General features: G+C 70.7%; 17 protein-coding genes. 7 read left to right on the forward strand and 10 right to left on the reverse strand.

Features of this window, described 5'->3' with window-relative positions:
• Positions 1–43: 43 nt before the first annotated feature.
• Complete coding sequence (locus ACYVF6_RS18515) at positions 44–823, forward strand: Asp23/Gls24 family envelope stress response protein (RefSeq protein WP_460522857.1); 780 nt, start codon at positions 44–46, stop codon at positions 821–823.
• Between the two features lie 90 nt (positions 824–913).
• On the opposite strand, the gene ACYVF6_RS18520 is transcribed toward ACYVF6_RS18515, so the two are convergent.
• Both ACYVF6_RS18520 and ACYVF6_RS18525 read right to left on the reverse strand, forming a co-directional pair.
• Positions 914–1,750, reverse strand: coding sequence for a hypothetical protein (locus tag ACYVF6_RS18520; protein ID WP_460522859.1), 837 nt, complete (start codon positions 1,748–1,750; stop codon positions 914–916).
• Entirely contained in the window at positions 1,747–3,354 is a 1,608-nt protein-coding gene (locus tag ACYVF6_RS18525; protein ID WP_460522861.1) for an alkaline phosphatase D family protein, read from the reverse strand. The genes ACYVF6_RS18520 and ACYVF6_RS18525 overlap by 4 nt, the downstream gene beginning before the upstream one ends.
• Positions 3,355–3,416: 62 nt before the next feature.
• Between ACYVF6_RS18525 and ACYVF6_RS18530 the strand changes: the two genes are divergently transcribed.
• The gene (locus ACYVF6_RS18530) at positions 3,417–4,244 is read left to right on the forward strand and encodes a hypothetical protein (RefSeq protein ID WP_460522863.1); all 828 of its coding nucleotides are present in this window, start codon (positions 3,417–3,419) and stop codon (positions 4,242–4,244) included.
• Positions 4,245–4,584: 340 nt separating this feature from the next.
• On the opposite strand, the gene ACYVF6_RS18535 is transcribed toward ACYVF6_RS18530, so the two are convergent.
• Positions 4,585–5,013: a CBS domain-containing protein gene (locus tag ACYVF6_RS18535; protein ID WP_460522865.1), complete on the reverse strand. Its 429-nt coding sequence runs from the start codon at positions 5,011–5,013 to the stop codon at positions 4,585–4,587.
• Positions 5,014–5,227: 214 nt separating this feature from the next.
• On the opposite strand from ACYVF6_RS18535, the gene ACYVF6_RS18540 reads away from it, so the two are divergent.
• Together ACYVF6_RS18540 and ACYVF6_RS18545 are read left to right on the forward strand one after the other, a co-directional pair.
• Positions 5,228–5,743: an ArsR/SmtB family transcription factor gene (locus ACYVF6_RS18540; RefSeq protein ID WP_460522867.1), complete on the forward strand. Its 516-nt coding sequence runs from the start codon at positions 5,228–5,230 to the stop codon at positions 5,741–5,743.
• Positions 5,740–7,047, forward strand: coding sequence for an MFS transporter (locus ACYVF6_RS18545; protein WP_460522869.1), 1,308 nt, complete (start codon positions 5,740–5,742; stop codon positions 7,045–7,047). The genes ACYVF6_RS18540 and ACYVF6_RS18545 overlap by 4 nt, the downstream gene beginning before the upstream one ends.
• Here the strand turns inward: ACYVF6_RS18545 and ACYVF6_RS18550 are convergent.
• Together ACYVF6_RS18550 and hisN are read right to left on the reverse strand one after the other, a co-directional pair.
• Positions 6,952–8,658 (reverse strand): hypothetical protein, encoded by a 1,707-nt coding sequence (locus tag ACYVF6_RS18550; RefSeq protein WP_460522871.1) that lies wholly within the window; start codon positions 8,656–8,658, stop codon positions 6,952–6,954. The two genes, ACYVF6_RS18545 and ACYVF6_RS18550, sit on opposite strands and share 96 nt — an antisense overlap.
• A gap of 33 nt (positions 8,659–8,691) precedes the next feature.
• Entirely contained in the window at positions 8,692–9,480 is a 789-nt protein-coding gene (hisN, locus tag ACYVF6_RS18555; RefSeq protein ID WP_460522873.1) for an inositol monophosphatase family protein, read from the reverse strand.
• Between the two features lie 111 nt (positions 9,481–9,591).
• On the opposite strand from hisN, the gene ACYVF6_RS18560 reads away from it, so the two are divergent.
• On the forward strand, positions 9,592–10,074 hold the full coding sequence (locus ACYVF6_RS18560) for a DUF2231 domain-containing protein (protein WP_460522875.1): 483 nt from the start codon (positions 9,592–9,594) through the stop codon (positions 10,072–10,074).
• 21 nt (positions 10,075–10,095) lie between these two features.
• Here ACYVF6_RS18560 and rsgA read toward each other — a convergent pair whose 3' ends face one another.
• Positions 10,096–11,091 carry a ribosome small subunit-dependent GTPase A gene (gene rsgA, locus ACYVF6_RS18565; RefSeq protein ID WP_460522877.1) on the reverse strand — a complete coding sequence of 332 codons (996 nt, stop codon included), beginning with the start codon at positions 11,089–11,091 and terminating at the stop codon, positions 10,096–10,098.
• Positions 11,088–12,428 (reverse strand): 3-phosphoshikimate 1-carboxyvinyltransferase, encoded by a 1,341-nt coding sequence (gene aroA / locus ACYVF6_RS18570; protein WP_460522879.1) that lies wholly within the window; start codon positions 12,426–12,428, stop codon positions 11,088–11,090. The genes rsgA and aroA overlap by 4 nt, the downstream gene beginning before the upstream one ends.
• A 188-nt stretch (positions 12,429–12,616) precedes the next feature.
• Here aroA and ACYVF6_RS18575 point away from each other — a divergent pair, with 188 nt between their 5' ends.
• Complete coding sequence (locus tag ACYVF6_RS18575; protein WP_460522881.1) at positions 12,617–13,315, forward strand: DedA family protein; 699 nt, start codon at positions 12,617–12,619, stop codon at positions 13,313–13,315.
• Here ACYVF6_RS18575 and ACYVF6_RS18580 read toward each other — a convergent pair.
• Positions 13,217–14,470, reverse strand: a complete 1,254-nt coding sequence (locus ACYVF6_RS18580) for an MFS transporter (RefSeq protein ID WP_460522883.1) — start codon at positions 14,468–14,470, stop codon at positions 13,217–13,219. The genes ACYVF6_RS18575 and ACYVF6_RS18580 overlap by 99 nt on opposite strands.
• 76 nt (positions 14,471–14,546) lie before the next feature.
• Complete coding sequence (locus ACYVF6_RS18585) at positions 14,547–15,113, reverse strand: ArsR/SmtB family transcription factor (protein ID WP_460522885.1); 567 nt, start codon at positions 15,111–15,113, stop codon at positions 14,547–14,549.
• 211 nt (positions 15,114–15,324) lie between these two features.
• Here ACYVF6_RS18585 and ACYVF6_RS18590 point away from each other — a divergent pair, with 211 nt between their 5' ends.
• Positions 15,325–16,197, forward strand: a complete 873-nt coding sequence (locus ACYVF6_RS18590) for an ATP-grasp domain-containing protein (protein WP_460522887.1) — start codon at positions 15,325–15,327, stop codon at positions 16,195–16,197.
• 178 nt (positions 16,198–16,375) lie between these two features.
• Here the strand turns inward: ACYVF6_RS18590 and ACYVF6_RS18595 are convergent, their stop codons facing one another.
• Positions 16,376–17,731 (reverse strand): hypothetical protein, encoded by a 1,356-nt coding sequence (locus tag ACYVF6_RS18595; RefSeq protein ID WP_460522889.1) that lies wholly within the window; start codon positions 17,729–17,731, stop codon positions 16,376–16,378.
• Positions 17,732–17,762 lie beyond the last annotated feature (31 nt).

Consider the following 17,762-nt stretch of genomic DNA (forward strand, 5'->3'; position numbering starts at 1 on the left):
TGGGAGGATTTGGCCCTCCAAAGACCGAGGGAGGGCACCACCGGTGACAGCGATTTGGAACAACCCGGCCACCCCGAACGGGCCGGCGCAGGGCAACTCTCAGCAGGCTCCCGGCCGGCCTGGGCAGCCGCAGCCGGGCGAGGGGCAGAACCCGCAGAACCAGCAGGGGCAGCAGGCACAGCAGGCCCGGCCGATGGGCGGGCCGGTCGGCCAGGCGACGGCGACCGCTGAGGCGAAGGTGGCGGACGAGACCGCGGAGAAGCAGGAGCAGCCGGAGGCGGCTGAGGCCAAGGCCGAGGTCAAGGACGCCACCGACGCCGACGCCAAGGAGGCCACCGAGGTCGAGGACGCGGCCGACGGCGACGCCGACGCCGGCGCCAACGTCGCAGAGGCGGCCAAGCCCGCCGAGGAAAAGGTCGAGGGCCTGATCGAGATCGCCGACGAGGTCGTCGAGAAGGTGTCGGCGCTGGCGGCGCTCGAGGTCGACGGTGTTGTCGACCTGGGCGGCGACGTGGCGCGGCTGCTGGAGAACGTCCGCGAGCGGATCGGTGTCGGGCAGAAGCGCGGCGACCAGGGTGTCAAGGCCAGCATCACCGGTGACGAGGTGACGATCAACCTCACGATCGTCGTCGAGTACGGCCATGTCGTGATGGACGTGGCGCGCAACGTTCAGAGCAACGTCGCCGAGCAGGCGCACAAGATGCTCGGGCTGCGCGTGGCGGCGGTCAACGTAAAAGTCGACGACGTCCAGCTTCCGCAGGCGGCAACGGCAGGCCGGCGTCGCGACGACTCAGCGGCCAGTGGTGAAGGCGCCGCCGAGTAACGCCGGACGCCACAACGGCACGAACCCTCCTCACGTCCACCGGGCACCGATCGCCCGGTGGACGTGCGCTGTTCCCCCAAGAACAGAACCTCAGCCCGGTACGAACACCCCGACCGCGTCGTAGGCGTGCCACGAGCCCTCCCGCTTGTCGATCGTGAGCACGTTCTCACCGGCGGCCAACAGCTCCTTCGGCAACTCGAGCTCGACGTACGACGGCCGCAACGGCGAGCCCGGCTTGGTGGCATCGCCCTCCAGCGACCCGCGCGTCGCGCCGCGTTCGAACGCGACCGTGCCGAACTCCGACCCGCCGAGCCCCAGCCCGGCCACCCCCGGAATCGTCGCGTGCGTGTCGATCAGCCACATCGAAAGCCACAGCCCCGCCGCCGGCACCGCCGCGAGCCGGAACCGGAACGTCGCCTTCCACGCCTTGCGATTCGCCCACGCGTCCGACGGCCCGGGATGGATGTAGCTCCAGTCGGCAGCCGGATCGCTCACGCCGTACGTGAAGTCCGGCCCTGCGGGAAACCGCTGCGGATACTGGGCGTACCCGGCCGGCGCCAGCGCCAGCTCCAGGCTCTTGTGGTCGAACATCCCGATCGTCGCCACCGGCTCCCCGGTGACCGCGACCGACGCCAGAGACGTCCCGGCGACCGGACGCGACGGCGCGCTCCGATACCCCGCGGCCTCGACCACCACGACCCGGTAGTTCCAGGTCGCGGCCGCACCACCGAGCCGGTTGTGTACGAAGTGCGGGTAGATCGTCTTGCCCAGCAGCGTTTCCGGCCCGATCGGAACGTCCGCGGACTGTGCCGCGTAGACCGCGTAGTGGTCGACGAACGGCTGGTACGGCTCCGACTCCCAGGTCAGCGTGATCCTGCCGAGCGAGCCGACGGCCGCGAGCGCGCTGACAGGCTTGGGAATACTCACGGCTGAACCTCCGGCTCGAGGCCGGGCCGGCCCGCCTCGGTGACGTAACGGGCGAGGGTCGAGATCGGCGCGCCGGGCCGCTGGATGTACGGCAGTACCTTGAACTCACTGACCAGTGACTCCGGCCGCATCGTGCAGCTCACGTACCCCCGGCGCGCGTTGTAGAGCTTGACGTGCGGCTGGCCGAGCCAGATCGGCGCCAGGCTGTCACTGTCGGCGCCGTCGCCGTTGGAGCCGATCGACGTGCAGACCAGCTCGACACCCACGGTCTTCGAGTCGGGGTTGACGAAATCGGCCTTCAGCTCGGCCGCGACGCCGCGGTGGATGTCACCGGTGAGCACGACCGGGTTGACGATCCCGTGCCGCGCGAACGCGGAGAACAGCCGGTCGCGGTTGGCGGGGAAGCCGTCCCACTGCTCGGTGCTGTACGTCTCGCCGGCGCCGAGGTCACGGTCGATCTGCGCCATCACAATCTGGTTCGCCAGCACGTTCCAGACCGCGTCGGAGCGCTCGAATCCGTCGTACAGCCAGCGTTCCTGACGCTCGCCGAGGATCGACCGCGCCGGGTTCTTGCGCTCGGGGCAGTCGCCGGTCTCGACGTCGCAGGGGAACGGGTCGCGGTACTGCCGGGTGTCGAGCACGTCGAACTGCGCGAGCCGCCCGTACCGCAGCCGCCGGTACAACGGCAGGTCCGGGCCGGTCGGCCGGTTCACAGCGCGCAGTGGGATGTTCTCGTAGAACGCGCGGTACGCCACGGCCCGCCGGCGCAGGAAGTCGGCCGGCGAGATGCCGGTCGAGGAGACGTCGTCGGCGTAGTTGTTCTCGACCTCGTGGTCGTCGGTCGTGACGATCCAGGGCACCCGCGCATGGATCGCCTGGAGCTGCGGATCGCTCTTGAACAAGGAGTACCGCAGGCGGTACTGCTCGAGCGTCTCGACCGTCGCGTCGTGTTCGCTCGGCACCGTCACGCCCTCGCGCCAGAGGTTGGACGAGTTGATGGCGTACTCGTAGATGTAGTCGCCGAGAAACAGCAGGAGGTCGAGGTCCTCGCCGGCCAGGTGCTCGTACGCCGTGAAGTAGCCGTGGTACCACGCCTGGCAGGACGCGAACGCGAACCGCAGCTCACTGACGAGCGCGTGCGGTGCCGGCGCGGTCTTGGTCCGTCCGACCGGGCTGAGCTGGTCGCCGACGCGGAACCGGTAGTAGTACTCCCGGCTGGGCTGCAGGCCGCGTACCTCCGGATGCACCGCGTGCGCGAGCTCCGGCGACGCGATCGCCTGGCCGCGCTGGACGACCTTGCCGAACCGTTCGTCGAGGGCGACTTCCCAGCGCACGGTGAACGTCTGGCGCGGCATCCCGCCGTGTCCGTCCGCGCGCAACGGGTCCGGCGCGAGCCGGGTCCACAGCACAACTCCGTCCGGGCTGGGCTCGCCGGACGCGACTCCGAGGCCGAACGGATCGGCGGGCACCGGCGGATCGGACCCTTCGGCGTGCGCGGGTGCCTCGATGCCGAGCGCGAGCGCGGCCGCGCTGACGCCGGTCAGGGCGAGAAAGGATCGGCGGCCGGGACCACGCCTTGGTCCACCGGCCAGAGACTCGTTCATTCGTTGGAGTGTGAGGTATCCGGTGGTCCGCCCGGACCCCTTTGGATGAACACCGTTCGCCCATGACCGAAACTGGTCCCATGTCGACGTTCATCGAGGCGTTGCCGCCCACGCTCGGCGCGCACGCGGCCCTGCTGCGCCGGTTGCTGGACGCGGTCGAGGACTGGTCGCCGGCTCGCTGGCTGATCCTCGGCTGCTCGGTCGCGCGTGGAGCCGGGGACGAGCTGTCCGATCTCGACGTCGGGCTCGGCATCGCGGACGGTGAGCTGCCGGGCGCGCTGGACCGCCTTGCGGACTTGGCGTCCCGGTGCGGCGACGTGCTCGAGTCTCTGGACCACCGGATGGGCGAGCACCGGCACCTGTTCGTGCAGTACGCGAACGGGCTGCAGCTGGACCTGCTGGCGATGCCCGCCTCCGCGCGGAAGGGGTACGTCGCGGGGGAGGTCGTGCTCTACGACGCCGACTCCGGGTTGGCTGCCGAGATCGTGCCGCGCGCGTTCCAGGTGACGGGGGAGCAGGTACGCGAGTGGTCGTTCCTCGGCTGGTGGGCGCTCGGCGACCTGGCGAAGTACCTCCGGCGCGGCTCGCTCTGGGAAGCCCGCCAACGGCTCGACGAGGCCCGCGACCACACGTTCCGGCTCTGGGGAATCGCCCACGGCGTAAGGGATGCGACGTTCGGGCTCACCGCACTGCTCGACGCACCGGAGGTCGGGCTTCCGGCCGGCGTCGAAGCCACCGTGGCCGGCCTCGACGGCGACGACCTGCACCGTGCGGCGCTGGCCACGGCCCGACTGCTGACCGAGGCCGGACGACGGGCAGCCGCCCGGGTGCCGGCGGAGCTGCCGGCCGCGCTGGCGGAGTACGTACGCGGCCGGCTGGCCAACCGGTGAGCAAGCGAGATGAGGCGCTGGCAGCGCGCAGGATGAGCGCGATCAGCGCGAACACCGCCAGGGCGGCTGGCGCGGAGAAGATCTTCGCCGGGTCCTTCGCCCTGATGTGGAAGTAGACCGCGCCGACCATCAGCAGCCCCAGCCGCTCGGCGCAGGCGATCGACTCACGGATGGCCGGGTCGCGCGAGGCCAGCCGGCCCGGAGGAAGCTCACCGTTCAGCGGGAACGCGCGTAGCGCCTGTACGAAATCCGCGAGCTCGCGTGCGGTCTCGACCGGATCCGCCAGGACGCGGACGCCTGTTCCATCTCCGGACAGGCGCCCGCGTCCAGCGAATCTGTGTCAGATGCCGGCGATGTAGTGCTCGAGCTGCTCCCGCTCGAACTCCAGCTCGCCGATCCGGCTCTTCACCACGTCACCGATGCTGACCAGGCCCGAGAGGTGACCGTCGACCACGACGGGTACGTGCCGGAAGCGTTGCTGGGTCATCAGCAGCATCAGCTGGTCGACTGTGTCGTCGGGGGTGCACGTCTGTACGGCGCCGGTCATGATCGACCCGACCCGGGCGTCGAGCACACGCGTGCCACCCACCAGCCGCCGAACGATGTCACGCTCGGAGACGATGCCTTCGATGGTGGTGCCGTCGGTGCTGACGACGATGGCGCCGATGTTGTACGTGGCCAAGCGATCCAGAAGCTCACGTACGCTCGCGTTCGGGTCGATTGTCACCACGTTGCCGCCTTTACGGCGCAGAATCTCACTGATGCGCATCACCGGCCTCCTTTTGGGTGCGAGCATTCCCCGATGGGTCGTTGGTAGTCGTCCCTTCCGTGGGCCGTCCCTGCGAGGGCCCTGTGCTGGGCACGTTACGCTCGGATCTGGCGCAGCGGAATCCCTTGCGAGCCGAAAGTTACGTTCCGCGACAACATCTTTCCGCCAAATACTTCCTTGACAGTCGTGCGGCCGTGAGCTCATACTCCCAAACATGTCTTTGGAGGTTGACAAGCTACGCGCTGCCGCGCATCCGATCCGGCTGCGCATGCTGTCGCTGCTGACCGGCGCGGCCATGTCCGCGGCCGAGATCGCCCGTGAGCTCGACATCTCGCAGGCCAACGCGTCCTACCACATGCGGTTCCTGGCGCAGGCCGGCCTGGTCGAGGAGGCCGGGGAGGAGCAGATCCGGGGTGGTGTCGCCAAGCGCTACCGGCATCCGCGGGGCACGCGGGTCCGCGACGCGGGCGACGACGACCTCGAGGGCGCCTTCCTGGTCTGGCAGGCGATCGCGACCGAGTTGATCCGGCGCGCCCAGGACGTACGGTCCGGACCCGGCGCGATGTGCGACGCCGAGATGTGGGTGACACCCGAGATCTGGAAGCAGGTGACCGAGCAGGCGGCTGCCGCCAGCAGGTTGCTGCACGACAGCGCCCAGCCGCCGCGTACGGAGGGCACCATCCATGTGAACGCCACCATGGCGCTGTTCGCGATGGGTGACGACCGATGATCGGCCGCGCCGAGCTGGCGCCGTTGCGGCACGCGCCTTACCGCTACTTCCTGAGCCACCGGTTCGCCGCGATGCTCGCCGGCGCGATGGCGCCGATCGCGCTGGCGTTCGCGGTGCTCGACCTGGAGCACTCGCCGTCCGCGCTCGGTACCGTGCTCGCCGCGCGCAGCATCCCGATGATCGTGCTGATGCTGTACGGCGGCGTGATCGCCGACCGGTTCCCGCGGCACGTGGTCCTGGTCGTCGCGAACGCGGCCGGGTTCCTGAGCCAGGGCCTGGCGGCCACTCTGCTGCTGACCGGCAACGCCGAGGTCTGGTCGCTGGCCGCGATCGAGGCGGTCAACGGCGCCGCGGCCGCGTTCACACTGCCCGCGATGGTCGGGCTCGTTCCACATCTGGTGCCGACCGGCCAGCTGCAGCAGGCGAACGCACTGAACGGGCTGGCCCGCAACATCACGACGATCGGCGGCGCTTCGATCGGTGGCGCGATCGTCGGATTCGCCGGACCAGGCTGGGGCCTCGCGGTCAGTGCGCTGCTGCTCGGCCTCGCCGGCGTGCTCGTCAGCCGGGTCGTCATCCCGCCGATCCCCGCATCCGAACGGCAGTCGGTGATCAGCGAGCTGCGCGAGGGCTGGCACGAGTTCTTCTCCCACCGCTGGCTGTGGCTGATCGTGCTCGCGTTCGGCGGCCTGCTGGCGATCCTGCAGGGCGTGTGGTTCACGCTCGGCCCGGTCGTCGCCGACCAGACGTTCGGCCGGACGGCGTGGGGGCTCATCCTGGCCAGCAACTCGGTCGGGGTCGTCGTCGGACTCACTGTCCAGCTGCGCTTGCGTACCCGCCGCCTGCTGCTCGCCGGGATGATCGGCATCGCGATCGAGGCGCCGATGCTGTTCGTGCTCGGCGTGCACCCGACCGTCGTGCCGCTGGCCGTCGCCGCGTTCGCCGCGGGGATCGGCAGCTCGCTGTTCGCAATCGGCTGGGAGACCTCGCTGCAGCAGCACATCCCGCACGAGAAGCTGTCGCGGGTAGCGGCCTACGACGCGCTCGGCTCGTTCATCGCGATGCCGATCGGCCAGCTCGCAGCCGGTCCGCTGGCCGCGGTGTTCGGCGTCCGCGAGGTCATCATGGTCGGCGCGGTCGGGTACGCCGCGATCGCCGTCGCGACCCTGCTGGACCGTTCCGTGCGTACGCTCAGGCGCACCGATCCGCTACCTGCGACCGGCGCGGATCGCGATCCGGTCGAGGTACAGCACCTGGCCGGCGGCGAGGATCAGGGCGGACACAACCACGGCGACCACCGGTAGGCCCAGGAAGATCGGCGGACCGTCCTGGCTGAAGGCGAACTGCGCCATCGCGCGCAGCATGACCAGAGGTCCGGTCTGGCTGTCGGGGTCGGCAGCGACGAGCAGCGGCCAGAAGATGTCGAGCGACTGCACCAGCCAGCTGAAACCGGCGACCAGCACGATCATCGGCAGTGCCGGCAGGTACGCGCGTACGCCGGCGTCGCCGGGCGACATCCCGGAGGCCAGCATCTCCTCGCGGCGCCGGGTCTGTCCCTTGAACAGCAGCGTGAACACGAACAAGGCGGGAATCGCGATGCCCACCGGAGGGATCAGGCCGATGAACGTGTTGAGCTGGTCGGCCTCGCGTACGACGTTCCACTTCGCGATCGCCAGCGGAGCCAGGCCGACGAACAGCCACGGCGCGAACGGCAGCAACAGCAGCTCGCTGTAGCGGCCGAGCGGGCGCAGCGCGCCGATCCCGAAGCCGGCCAGCGCGGCCAGCGTGACGCTGACCGCCACTGAGACCAGCGGCGGCAACCAGGTATTGACGAAGAGCTCGGCGGGGCTGGCGGCGGCGACCTGTTCGCCGCCGGTCCGGCTGATGGCCCGCGACAACGCGGGCCAGATGCCGTTCCACAGGAAGGGCAGGGAGATCAGTAGCCCGAGCCCACCGAGGACGGTGGCGATCACCCGGCTCGACGGCCAGCCGGTCGGGTCGTCAGCCGAGCGGCGCAGCGGGTCGTGCTCTATACGCAGCCCGGTGAAGATCACCAGCAGCGCGGCCAGCAGACCCAGCAGACCCAGGACAACGAGGACGACCGTCGACGCGGCTGCGGCCGGGCCGATCGAGAGCCGGCGGAAGCCCAGGTCGAAGACCTCCAGCATCGGCGTCACCGTCGAGTTGGCCGGACCACCGGCGGTGACGACGTACGGATAGGTGAACGTCTGCAAGGCGATCGCCGGAATGGTGAGCACGCCGAGCCCGGCGACGGCGAGCAGGCCGGGCCAGACCGATCCCTCGGTGTCCCTGCGGCGCAGCGCGGCGAGGTAGACCGTGAGCCCGACGCCGAACAAGAGGCCGAACCCGCCCAGCCAGGTCGCGGCCAGGAGCGCGAACGGTGCACTGCTCGTGCTGGAGAGCGACGACTCCTTGCCGACCTGGTCCATCAGGAACGCGGTCGCGAGCGCGGCCGGCGCGACACAGACCATCGGCAGTGCGAGCAGGATCCGGAGCACCCACCGCCCGGCCATTCCGGAGTGATGCGCGGCGAACGCCATCAGCGGCGCGGCGATGAGGAACGTCAGCAGCGGCAGCAACGCGAACGCGGCGCCGTAGCCGAGGATTCCGCCGAGGTTCTCGAAGACCGCCGTGTAGTTCTTCGCGCCGACGGGCTCCGCGGGCCGGTCCTGCAGCAGGTTGACGTCTTGGAAGCTGCTGTTGACCGTCCAGATCGTCGGCAGGAGGTAATTGACGATCAGCGCGACCAGCGCGGGCACGGCCAGCACCAGCCCGACGACGACCGCCGCCGGGTTGCGGCCACCCGCGGGTGGAGGCGTCGGAGGCGGCATCGGCGAGCCCGGAACGGGTTGGGTGGGTTGCGCGAAAGGTGCCTGGTCCGATGCCGGATCCATGAAGAGTCCCCTTGCTGGGCTCGGTCGCCGATCTCAGTCGCCGATTAGGGCAAGAACATCTTCGTGCAGATGGCCGTTGGTCGCCAGCGCATTGGCGCCAAACGGCCCCGGTGTGCCGTCCAGCGCGGTGAACGTGCCGCCCGCCTCCTCGACGATGACGGTCAGCGCGGCCATGTCGTGCAGGTTCAGCTCCGGCTCGCAGGCGATGTCGACGGCACCTTCGGCCACCAGCATGTACGACCAGAAGTCGCCGAACGCCCGGGTGCGGCGGCAGGTCTCCATCAGCGTGTTGAAGCTGTCCTTCTTGCCCTGCTTCTCCCAGCCGCCGAGGCTGGAGTAGGACAGGAACGCCCGGTCGATCCGCGACACCCGCGAGACCTCGCACTGCTGGGCGATCCGCAGGCTCTTGCCGGCGTACGCACCGTCGCCGCGGGCCGCCCACCAGCGGCGGTTGAGCGCGGGCGCCGACACGACACCGACGACGATCTCCTCCTCGACGGCCAGCGCGATCAGCGTCGCCCAGACCGGGACGCCGCGGACGTAGTTCTTGGTGCCGTCGATCGGGTCGATGATCCAGCGTCGCTGGCCCCAGCCGGAGCGGCCCATCTCCTCACCCTCGACCGCGTCGCGGGGGCGGGCGCGGGACAGCGTGCGGCGTACGGCCTCCTCGACGGAGGTGTCGGCGTCGCTCACCGGTGACGAGTCGGGCTTCGCCGTGACGCGTAGGTCAGCCGCGCGGAACCGGTCCATCGACCGGCTGTCGGCGTCATCGGCCAGCAGGTGCGCCAGCCGCAGGTCATCGGTGTACGACGTCGCGGGCATGAGCCGAGCGTAGTGCCTACCCGGAGAGTGATCGCGAATCGAACCACCGAGGCCCGGGAATCGTGTCAACCTAGGACCGATCGACCAGCGATCGCGATGGGAAAGGGCCTCATGTTCGACACGATCACCGGACTGCCGGTACACGCACTGATCGTTCACGCAGCGGTGGTCTTCCTGCCACTGACAGTGCTGACGGCGCTGGCGTTCGCGCTCGTACCCGCCTGGCGCTGGGTGGTGCGCTGGCCCCTCCTGGTGGGTGCGGTCATCAGCCTCGGATCGGCGTTCGTCGCGCGGGAGAGTGGCCAGGAGCTGTTCAAGAACTTCGGGGACGCGCCGCCGGAGTCGATCGTCACGCACGCGGACCGGGGGCTGTTGCTGTTCTGGTTCGTGCTGGTGTTCTTCGTCGTCGCGGTCGCGGCGGTGTTCCTGCTCGGCGGCAAGACCCGGATCGCCGGCGGCAAGGACCGGGAAGGTGTGGCCAAGCCACTGCAACTGGTGATCGTGGTGCTGCTGGTGGTCGCGTCGGTCGGCACCGGCTACCAGACCATCATGACCGGCGACGCCGGAGCCCGGGCCGTGTGGGGACAGCAGTAGCAGGAGAGGCAGCGGTAGGGCTCAGTCGCCGCTGCGGAGCTCGCGGGAGTCGAACAGCCGCCGGTACGAGTCGACGCGGGCCGGATCGAGGCGGCCCTCGGCGACGGCTTCGTCGAGCGCGCACTCGGGCTCCGTACGCGCATGGGTGCAGCCGCGTGGGCAGTCCTCGGCGGCATCGTCGAGGTCGGGGAACGCGCGGATCAGCCGGTCGGGGTCGACGTGGGCCAGGCCGAACGATCGCAGCCCTGGCGTGTCGACGATCCATCCGCCGAACGGCAGCTCGAGCATCAGCGCCTGCGTGGACGTGTGCCGTCCTCGCCCGATCGCACTCACTTCGCCGGTGGCCCGGCCCGCACCCGGCACCAGCGCGTTGACCAGCGTCGACTTGCCGACGCCGGAGTGCCCGACCAGCACGCTCACCCTTTCGGTCAGCCGTTCCCGCAGCTGGTCGAGGTCGCCGTCGCGCTGGGTAACGACCGCCCGTACGCCGAGCGGCCGGAACATCTCCAGCGTCTCGTCCGCCGAGCCGAGGTCGGCCTTGGTCAGGCACAGCAACGGCTCGACTCCCGCGTCGTACGCGGCCACCAGGCAGCGGTCGATCAGCCGCGGCCTGGGCGGCGGGTCGGCCAGCGCGACCACCATCACCAGCTGGTCGGCGTTGGCGACGATGACGCGTTCGATCGGATCGTCGTCGTCGGCGGTGCGGCGCAGCACGGTGGTACGCGGCTCGGTGTCGACGATCCGGGCCAGCGTGCCGTCCTCGCCGGTGACGTCACCGACGAGCTTCACCCGGTCGCCGACGACGATGCTCTGCCGGCCCAGCGTCCGGGCCTTCATCGCCATCACCTGCCGATGCTCGACCAGGCAGGTGTAGCGGCCGCGGTCGATCGTGACGACGGTCGCGAGCGTCGCGTTCTCGTAAGCAGGGCGTTGCTTGGTGCGCGGGCGGGTACGGCGCGCCGGCCTGCCGTAGCTTTCGTGGTCGTCGACCTCGAAACGGCCGCCCGCCGGGCTCACGCAGACGCCTCTCTCGCCGGCGTCTCGCCACCTGAGCCTGAACCTGGGCCTGGACCTCGGCCGCCGCCGAGCATGGCGTTCCACATGCCCGGGAAGTCGGGCAGGGTCTTGCGCGTCGTGCCGATGTTCTCCACGTGTACGCCGGGAACAGCGAGCCCGAGCAGCGCGCCGGCCTGGGCCATCCGGTGGTCGTCGTAGGAGCGGAAGGTCTCGGCGTGCAGCGGCCGCGGCCGGATCTCGAGTCCATCACCGTCGGACGTCTCGATCGCGTCGGCGCCGAGCCGGCGCAGCTCGGTGGCGAGCGCGGCCAGCCGGTCGGTCTCGTGGCCGCGGATGTGCCCGATGCCGCGGAGGTACGACGGCTCGGAGGCCAGCGCTGCCAGCGCCGCGATCACCGGAGTGAGCTCGCCGACCTCGTGCAGGTCCAGGTCGACCCCTGCGATGCCGTCGCCACCCCGGACCGTCAGGCCCTCGGAGTCGAGCCGGACGTGCGCACCGAACAGCCCGAAGATCTCGCGCAGCGCGTCACCCGGCTGGGTCGTCGACTCCGGCCAGCCCTTCACGCGTACGCGCCCGCCGGTGACCAGCGCTGCCGCCAGGAACGGCGCGGCATTGGACAGGTCGGGCTCGATGATCGTGTCGAGCGCCTTGATCGGGCCGGGCTCGACCCGCCACGTGTTCGCCTCGGAGTCGGAGACCGCCACGCCGCGCTCGCGCAGCATCGCGATCGTCATCTCGATGTGCGGCAGCGACGGCACGGGCTTGCCGACGTGGTGCAGCGTCACGCCCTCGTCGTAGCGGGGAGCGGACAGCAGCAGCGCGGACACGAACTGGCTGGACCCGGACGCGTCGAGCTCGACCGTGCCGCCGCGCACGCTGCCGGTGCCGTGGACGGTGAACGGCAGGGAGTCACCGTCGACAGCGACGCCGAGGCCCCGCAGCGCGCCCAGCACAGTGCCCATCGGACGCTCGCGGGCGTACGGATCGCCGTCGAACGCGATGTCGCCGGCGGCCAGCGCCGCGACCGGTGGAACGAAGCGCATCACCGTGCCCGCCAGGCCGCACTCGACCCGGGTCGGACCACGCAGGTCGCCGGGCTGGACCGCCCAGTCGTCGCCGTGGTCCTGCAGATCGGCGCCGAGCGCGCGCAGGGCGTCGGCCATCAGCAACGTGTCGCGGGCCCGCAGCGGACGCCGCAGCACCGACGGTCCGTCGGAGAGCGCAGCGAGCACGAGCGCGCGGTTGGTGATCGACTTCGAGCCGGGTACGCGGATATCCGCGTCCACCGGCGCCTCGGCGGCCGGTGCGGCCCACGGTTCCTTGGTCTGGCTGTCCATCGCTGCCTGAGCGTAGCCGAAACTGTGTTCATCCGGCCCCCACGGCCTGCGGCCGCACGGGCCCACCCCACTCCTTCCCCATCACCAGAAGGTACTCAGACGTCGGGGACTGGTCAGGGTTCGTCCCCGATGCGTTCCGGCCGTGGTTGGGAGAGGTTGGTAGGCATACCGGCGGAGGGAACGGGCGCGTGGACGAGCACCTGATCGGATGGATCGGCCCGCTGTTCATGTCCGCCTGGATCCTGCCGATCGTCTTCGTGCTGGCCGCCGTCGACGGGTTCCTGCCGCTCGTGCCGAGTGAGAGCGTCGTGATCACGGCCGGCGCATTCGCCGCGGCTACCGGCAGGCCCGGCTTCGTCGCGCTGGTGATCGCGGCGGCGCTCGGCGCGTTCGCCGGCGACACGATCTCGTACCTCCTCGGCCGGCGGGCACGGCACCGCATCCTCGGCCTGCTGGCCCGGACCAGGCGCCGGCGCAAGGTGTACGCCTGGGCCCGGCACGCCCTGCACACGCGTGGCGGGCAGATCCTGGTGACCGCGCGGTTCGTACCCGGCGGGCGGACGGCGACGACACTGACCGCGGGCGCGATCGGCTATCCGAGGCGTATGTTCCAGGCGTTCGCGGCACTGGCGGCGGCGTGCTGGGCGGTCTACTCCGTACTGCTCGGCTACCTCGGCGGGCTGACCGCCGACGGCAGCCCGGTCAAGGGCATGGCGATCGGCCTCGGCTTCGGCCTGGCGATCAGCGTGGTGATCGAGCTGGTCCGGCGCCGGGCCGGCCGGCGGAGCTCAGTCGCGGCCGGCAGAGCTGCCCACGGCGATCTCTTCGAGCGGGCGCATGCCGCGAATGCCCTTGCTGAGTACGGATCCGGCGGCCGTGGCCGCTAGCACGGCGGCGAAGCACGCCATCGCCCACTGGCCCCCCACGGTCGTGAACAGCAGTCCGGCCGCCAGCGGTGCGACTGGTTGCAGGCCCTGGGCGAGCAGGCCGATCGTGCTGTCCACCCGTCCTTGCATCGCGTCCGGCGTGATCGCGATCTGGTAGCCGAACAGGCCGGCGTTCAGCGCGGGAGAGAGCAGCAGCCCGGCGGCGAGCACGGCACCGATGAGGTACGTGCCCGGCACCACCGCGGCGATCGTGACGACGACCGTGAGGCTGCACAGGCACATCGGGATCAGCACCTGCGTACGAAATCTGGGCAGTAGCCAAGGGGCGACCAGCGCGCCGGCCAGCCCGCCCACCAGGATCACCGACTGCATGGCGCCGATGCCCGCCGGCGGAACACCGCGGTCCTGGAGCATGAGGATCAGCAGGAACATGACGCCACCGAGGGCGGCGTTCACCAGCGGAGCCAGGCAGAGCACCGCGCGCAGGAACGGCTCCGCGACGACGAACTTCAGGCCGAGCCAGACCGCGCGATGCACGGGCTCGTGCGGCTCGGTTCGTTCGTCCTGCAGCGGCCTGCGGATCCCGGCGATCGCGAGCGCCGAGACGACGAACGAGATGGCGTCGGCGAGGAACGGCGCGAACCGCGTGAGGCCGAACAGCGCACCGCCGAGCGGAGGCCCGGCGAGCTCGGCGGCGTAGGAGCGGGCCTCGTTCCGTGCCGAGGCCGTCGGCAGTTGGGCGGTGGGGACGATGTGGCGCAACGCCGCGCTCTGGGCCGGGCCGAACAGCGCGCCGGCGGCGCCCGAGACGGCCGCGGTGACGAGGATGAGCGGCAGCGAGGCGCGACCGGCGAGCAGCGCGATCACCAACGTGATCACGGCGAGCGCCCGGACGATCTCGCAGCCGATCATGACGCGCCGGCGGTTCCAGCGGTCGACGAGCGCGCCGGCCGGTAGCCCGAAGAGAGCGGAGGCGCCGAGCGAGACCGTGCCGACCAGGCCGGCCTGTACGGGTGAGCCGGTGAGGGCCAGCACGAGCAGCGGGTAGGCCAGGTTGGCGGCGCTCGATCCCAGCTCCGAGCACGCCTGGCCGATCCACAACCTGCGGAAGTCCGGGTTCCTGTGCAGGGGCGGTGGCTGCTGCGCGTCGGGCATGCCTGAAAGTGTGAAACATATGCTTCACATCTGTCAATGCCGTTCCAGCCGAAGTTTCGGCAGGAGTTGGCTGCGTTCAGCGGATGTCGGGGACGACGTAGATGCCGGTACGGATCCGGCGGGTGCCCTTGCGGCGGCGGGCGGCCTTGGCCCGGAACGGCTTGATAGCCTCCTGCAGCGCCTCGATGAGCTGGCGGGTCTCGGCGGCGGTCAGGTGGAGCGCACCGGTGTCGAAGTTGCCGGTGTCGCGCCACTCGTCGGGGAGATCGGCTTCGGCCTGGAGATAGCTCTCGAGCGCCTTGCGCTGGTTGTCGAAGACGCCGCTGAAGATCAGGCTCGCCGCCGCGACGTGTGCGGTGGTGGAGAACTCGGACACGGTGAGCCCTGAACCGGCCGCGCGCCACGGGCGTTCGCGTCCGTCGGTCGCGGAGTCGTCGCGCTCGACGATGCCGAGTTTCTCCATGGCCCGAAGGTGGTAGCTCATCGCGCTCGGGGTGAGGCCGGTCAGCTCGGCGAGCTCGGTGGAGGTCGCCACCCGGCCGCTGTAGAGCTCGTCGATCGCGGCCAGCCGGGCGGGGTGGGAGAGAGCGCGAATCGCGCGTGGATCGGTCAACGCGATCTGTTTGCGGGAGCGGCGAGCCATTCCGTAACCCTAGGTCCTGTTCTTGTTCACGACGCCTACAGCGTAAAGGTCCGTTGGTCCTATTGACGTCACGACCACCCAGGCTCCACTATGTGCCCACGGACGCAGAGCACGGGATCCGACCCAGCTTCCCGCCGAGGCAAAGCGCCCGAAACCCCATGTGTACAAGGCGTCTGATCCTTGGCGTCCCGTAATGGCGAGGAGCTGGGCTATGGCGATTCATCTTGTCGCGAGCAAGGAAACCACCACCAACGCGGGGCTGTTGGCAGCCTGGCGGCGGCTTGGTGCCGAGGCGGGCCTGCTGCGCCCGCAGGAGGTGCTGTGGCGGGTCGTGCCGGGCGACACCGTGCTCGCACGGCTCGACGTCCGACCCTCGATGATCGGAGTCGAGCGTGGGCTGGGCGAGCTGTGGCGGCTTTACCGCAAGGGCGTTCGCGTGCTCAACCCGCCGCTCTCGCTGTCGATGGCCCACGACAAGCTGGCGACGGCACGTGCGCTCGCCAGCCGTGGCGTACCGCATCCGGAGACCGTGCACGTACGCGACCGGTACGCCGCGCCGCCGCTGCCGCTCCCGGTCGTGGTCAAGCCGCGTTACGGCAGCTGGGGGCAGCAGGTGAGCCGCTGCACGACGGCTTCGGAGTTCGCGGCGACACTGGCCGAGCTGGCGGAGCAGCCGTGGTGGCGTAAGCAGGGCGCGCTGGTGCAGACGTTCGTGCCGTGCGAAGGCCGAGACCTGCGCCTGCTGGTGGCCTGCGGCGAGATCGTCGGCGCCATCGAGCGCGTCGCGGCGCCGGGGGAGTGGCGCACCAACGTCAGCCTCGGCGGCCGCCGCAGCCGGGTCGTACCCCCTCCCGAAGCGACCGCGGCGGCGCTGGCCGCGGCGGAAGCCATCTCCGGCGACGTGGTCGCGGTCGACCTGCTCCCGACGGAGACCGGTGGCTACCTGGTGCTCGAGGTCAACGGCGCGGCCGACTTCACGCAGGACTACAGCCTCGGCCGCGACGTCTTCGACCGCGTGGCGGAGCTGGTGGCAGCCGCCGCCCCGGTCGCCGAGCAGTCCGTCGTCCCGAGCGGGGGTGCCTGAGCTTCTGCTAGACGATCTATTCCAAGGGGTCGCCTGACGCGCGACGCCTGGCATCCACGCTGGCTGCGTTGTCGTCGATCGCCGGAGGCCCCTCCTGGCTCCTCCTCCGGCTGTGCCCATCCCCACGAACGGCGCCATCCGCCGCGCGCTTGACCGGCGACCCCTTGGAATAGATCGTCTAGAGGATGCGCGGGTCGGTGGCGCGCATGGTGGTCGACACGTTGGCCTGGTTGAAGCCCTTGAAGCCAGCACGGCGGGCGAGGTTCTCCAGGTGGGAGCCGGCCGCGCCACGCGTCGCGAACTCCTCTGCCTTCTCCGCCGTCAGCTCGCCGGCCGCGACCAGCGCTTCCAGGCGCGACCGCGGCACGGGCCAGCGTTCGGCCTCGGTGAAGGCCTGGCGCAGGTGCGGGAAGTTCGAGAACGGCGCCAGCTGCCCCACGCCCAGCGCGGTCAGGTCCGTGCGCAACTGGTCGAACTCGAACTGGCCCTCCAGGTGGTGCATGCCGGCGACCAGGACGGACTCGCCGTGCAGTGCGCACCAGAGGCCGACCGTGCCCAGGCTGTCGGACGGTGGCAGCTGCTCCGCGGCGAAGTCGATCGCCACCTCGTCGGGCGTGAGGTCGACGTCGGCGAAGATGACGCCGCCGTTGCCGGGGTGCTCCATCACCTGCGCGCCCCAGCCCGCGTCGGCGCCGGCGTAGAAGCGCTCGCGGACCGCGAAGCCCAGCGCGCGGAAGACCTGGATCAGCGGCGCGAAACAGACCCGCGAGCTGCGGAACGTGTGGTGGTCGTTGTTGCCCCAGCCGAGTCCGAGCCGGTCCTGCCGCGCGTGCTGCAGGACGGCGGCGGTGTTGCGGCGCTGCCAGTACGCGCGTTCCAGCTCCAGCGCGTACGAGGCTGCCAGGTCCGGCCCGACCAGCGCGACCATCTCCTCGGCGATGCGCACCAGGTCGAGCACCTCGGCCGACGAACCCCACGTACGCGGGCGCTCGGCCCACAGCCGCCACGCCCGCCGCGACTCGGCCACGGGGTCCTCCGCCCATTCCACGGAGGTGATGCCGCCGGCCCACGACCGCCGCTCCACGCCGGACACCACGACGCCGTCGTCGATGACCACCGCCTGCCGGAAGCCGGACAGCTCGGCGCCCTGCACGCCGCGCGTGGATGGGTGCGCCGAGGCGAATGCCGCGCAGTCGTCGACCCGCAGACCCGTCATCCAGGTCGGACCCGGAACGATCGCGGGCAGTTGCGCACCGGGATGCCGCCAGACGCCGGGCACGGTCCGCCAGCCCTCGACGTAGCCGGCGGCGGTTAGATCATCAGCGGAAACCGGCCCGCCGAGATGGTCGAGCCAGTCGAACAGCCGGGTCGACGTCAGCGCCGGCAACCGCGCTGCCAGCTCGGCAAGCCCCGGACTCCGTTCACACGCCGCCACGATCAGCCGCTCGACCAGGTGCTCGGCGGCTTCGTGCAGTGTCCACTCGGTCTGAGGCTCTGTCGTTGTCTGTGTCGTCGTCTGGGGCGTGGTGGTCACCCGTCCGACGCTAACCCGCGCCGCGGCCCCG

Source organism: Flindersiella endophytica, assembly GCF_054779015.1.

Coding starts and splice junctions, on each gene's coding strand:
- ACYVF6_RS18560 (WP_460522875.1), top strand. CDS start 9,592: ATGTTCGACACGATCACCGGACTGCCGGTACACGCACTGATCGTTCAC.
- ACYVF6_RS18525 (WP_460522861.1), bottom strand. CDS start 3,354: ATGAACGAGTCTCTGGCCGGTGGACCAAGGCGTGGTCCCGGCCGCCGA.
- ACYVF6_RS18530 (WP_460522863.1), top strand. CDS start 3,417: ATGACCGAAACTGGTCCCATGTCGACGTTCATCGAGGCGTTGCCGCCC.
- aroA (WP_460522879.1), bottom strand. CDS start 12,428: ATGGACAGCCAGACCAAGGAACCGTGGGCCGCACCGGCCGCCGAGGCG.
- ACYVF6_RS18535 (WP_460522865.1), bottom strand. CDS start 5,013: ATGCGCATCAGTGAGATTCTGCGCCGTAAAGGCGGCAACGTGGTGACA.
- ACYVF6_RS18540 (WP_460522867.1), top strand. CDS start 5,228: ATGTCTTTGGAGGTTGACAAGCTACGCGCTGCCGCGCATCCGATCCGG.
- ACYVF6_RS18580 (WP_460522883.1), bottom strand. CDS start 14,470: ATGCCCGACGCGCAGCAGCCACCGCCCCTGCACAGGAACCCGGACTTC.
- ACYVF6_RS18590 (WP_460522887.1), top strand. CDS start 15,325: ATGGCGATTCATCTTGTCGCGAGCAAGGAAACCACCACCAACGCGGGG.
- ACYVF6_RS18585 (WP_460522885.1), bottom strand. CDS start 15,113: ATGGCTCGCCGCTCCCGCAAACAGATCGCGTTGACCGATCCACGCGCG.
- ACYVF6_RS18545 (WP_460522869.1), top strand. CDS start 5,740: ATGATCGGCCGCGCCGAGCTGGCGCCGTTGCGGCACGCGCCTTACCGC.
- hisN (WP_460522873.1), bottom strand. CDS start 9,480: ATGCCCGCGACGTCGTACACCGATGACCTGCGGCTGGCGCACCTGCTG.
- ACYVF6_RS18550 (WP_460522871.1), bottom strand. CDS start 8,658: ATGGATCCGGCATCGGACCAGGCACCTTTCGCGCAACCCACCCAACCC.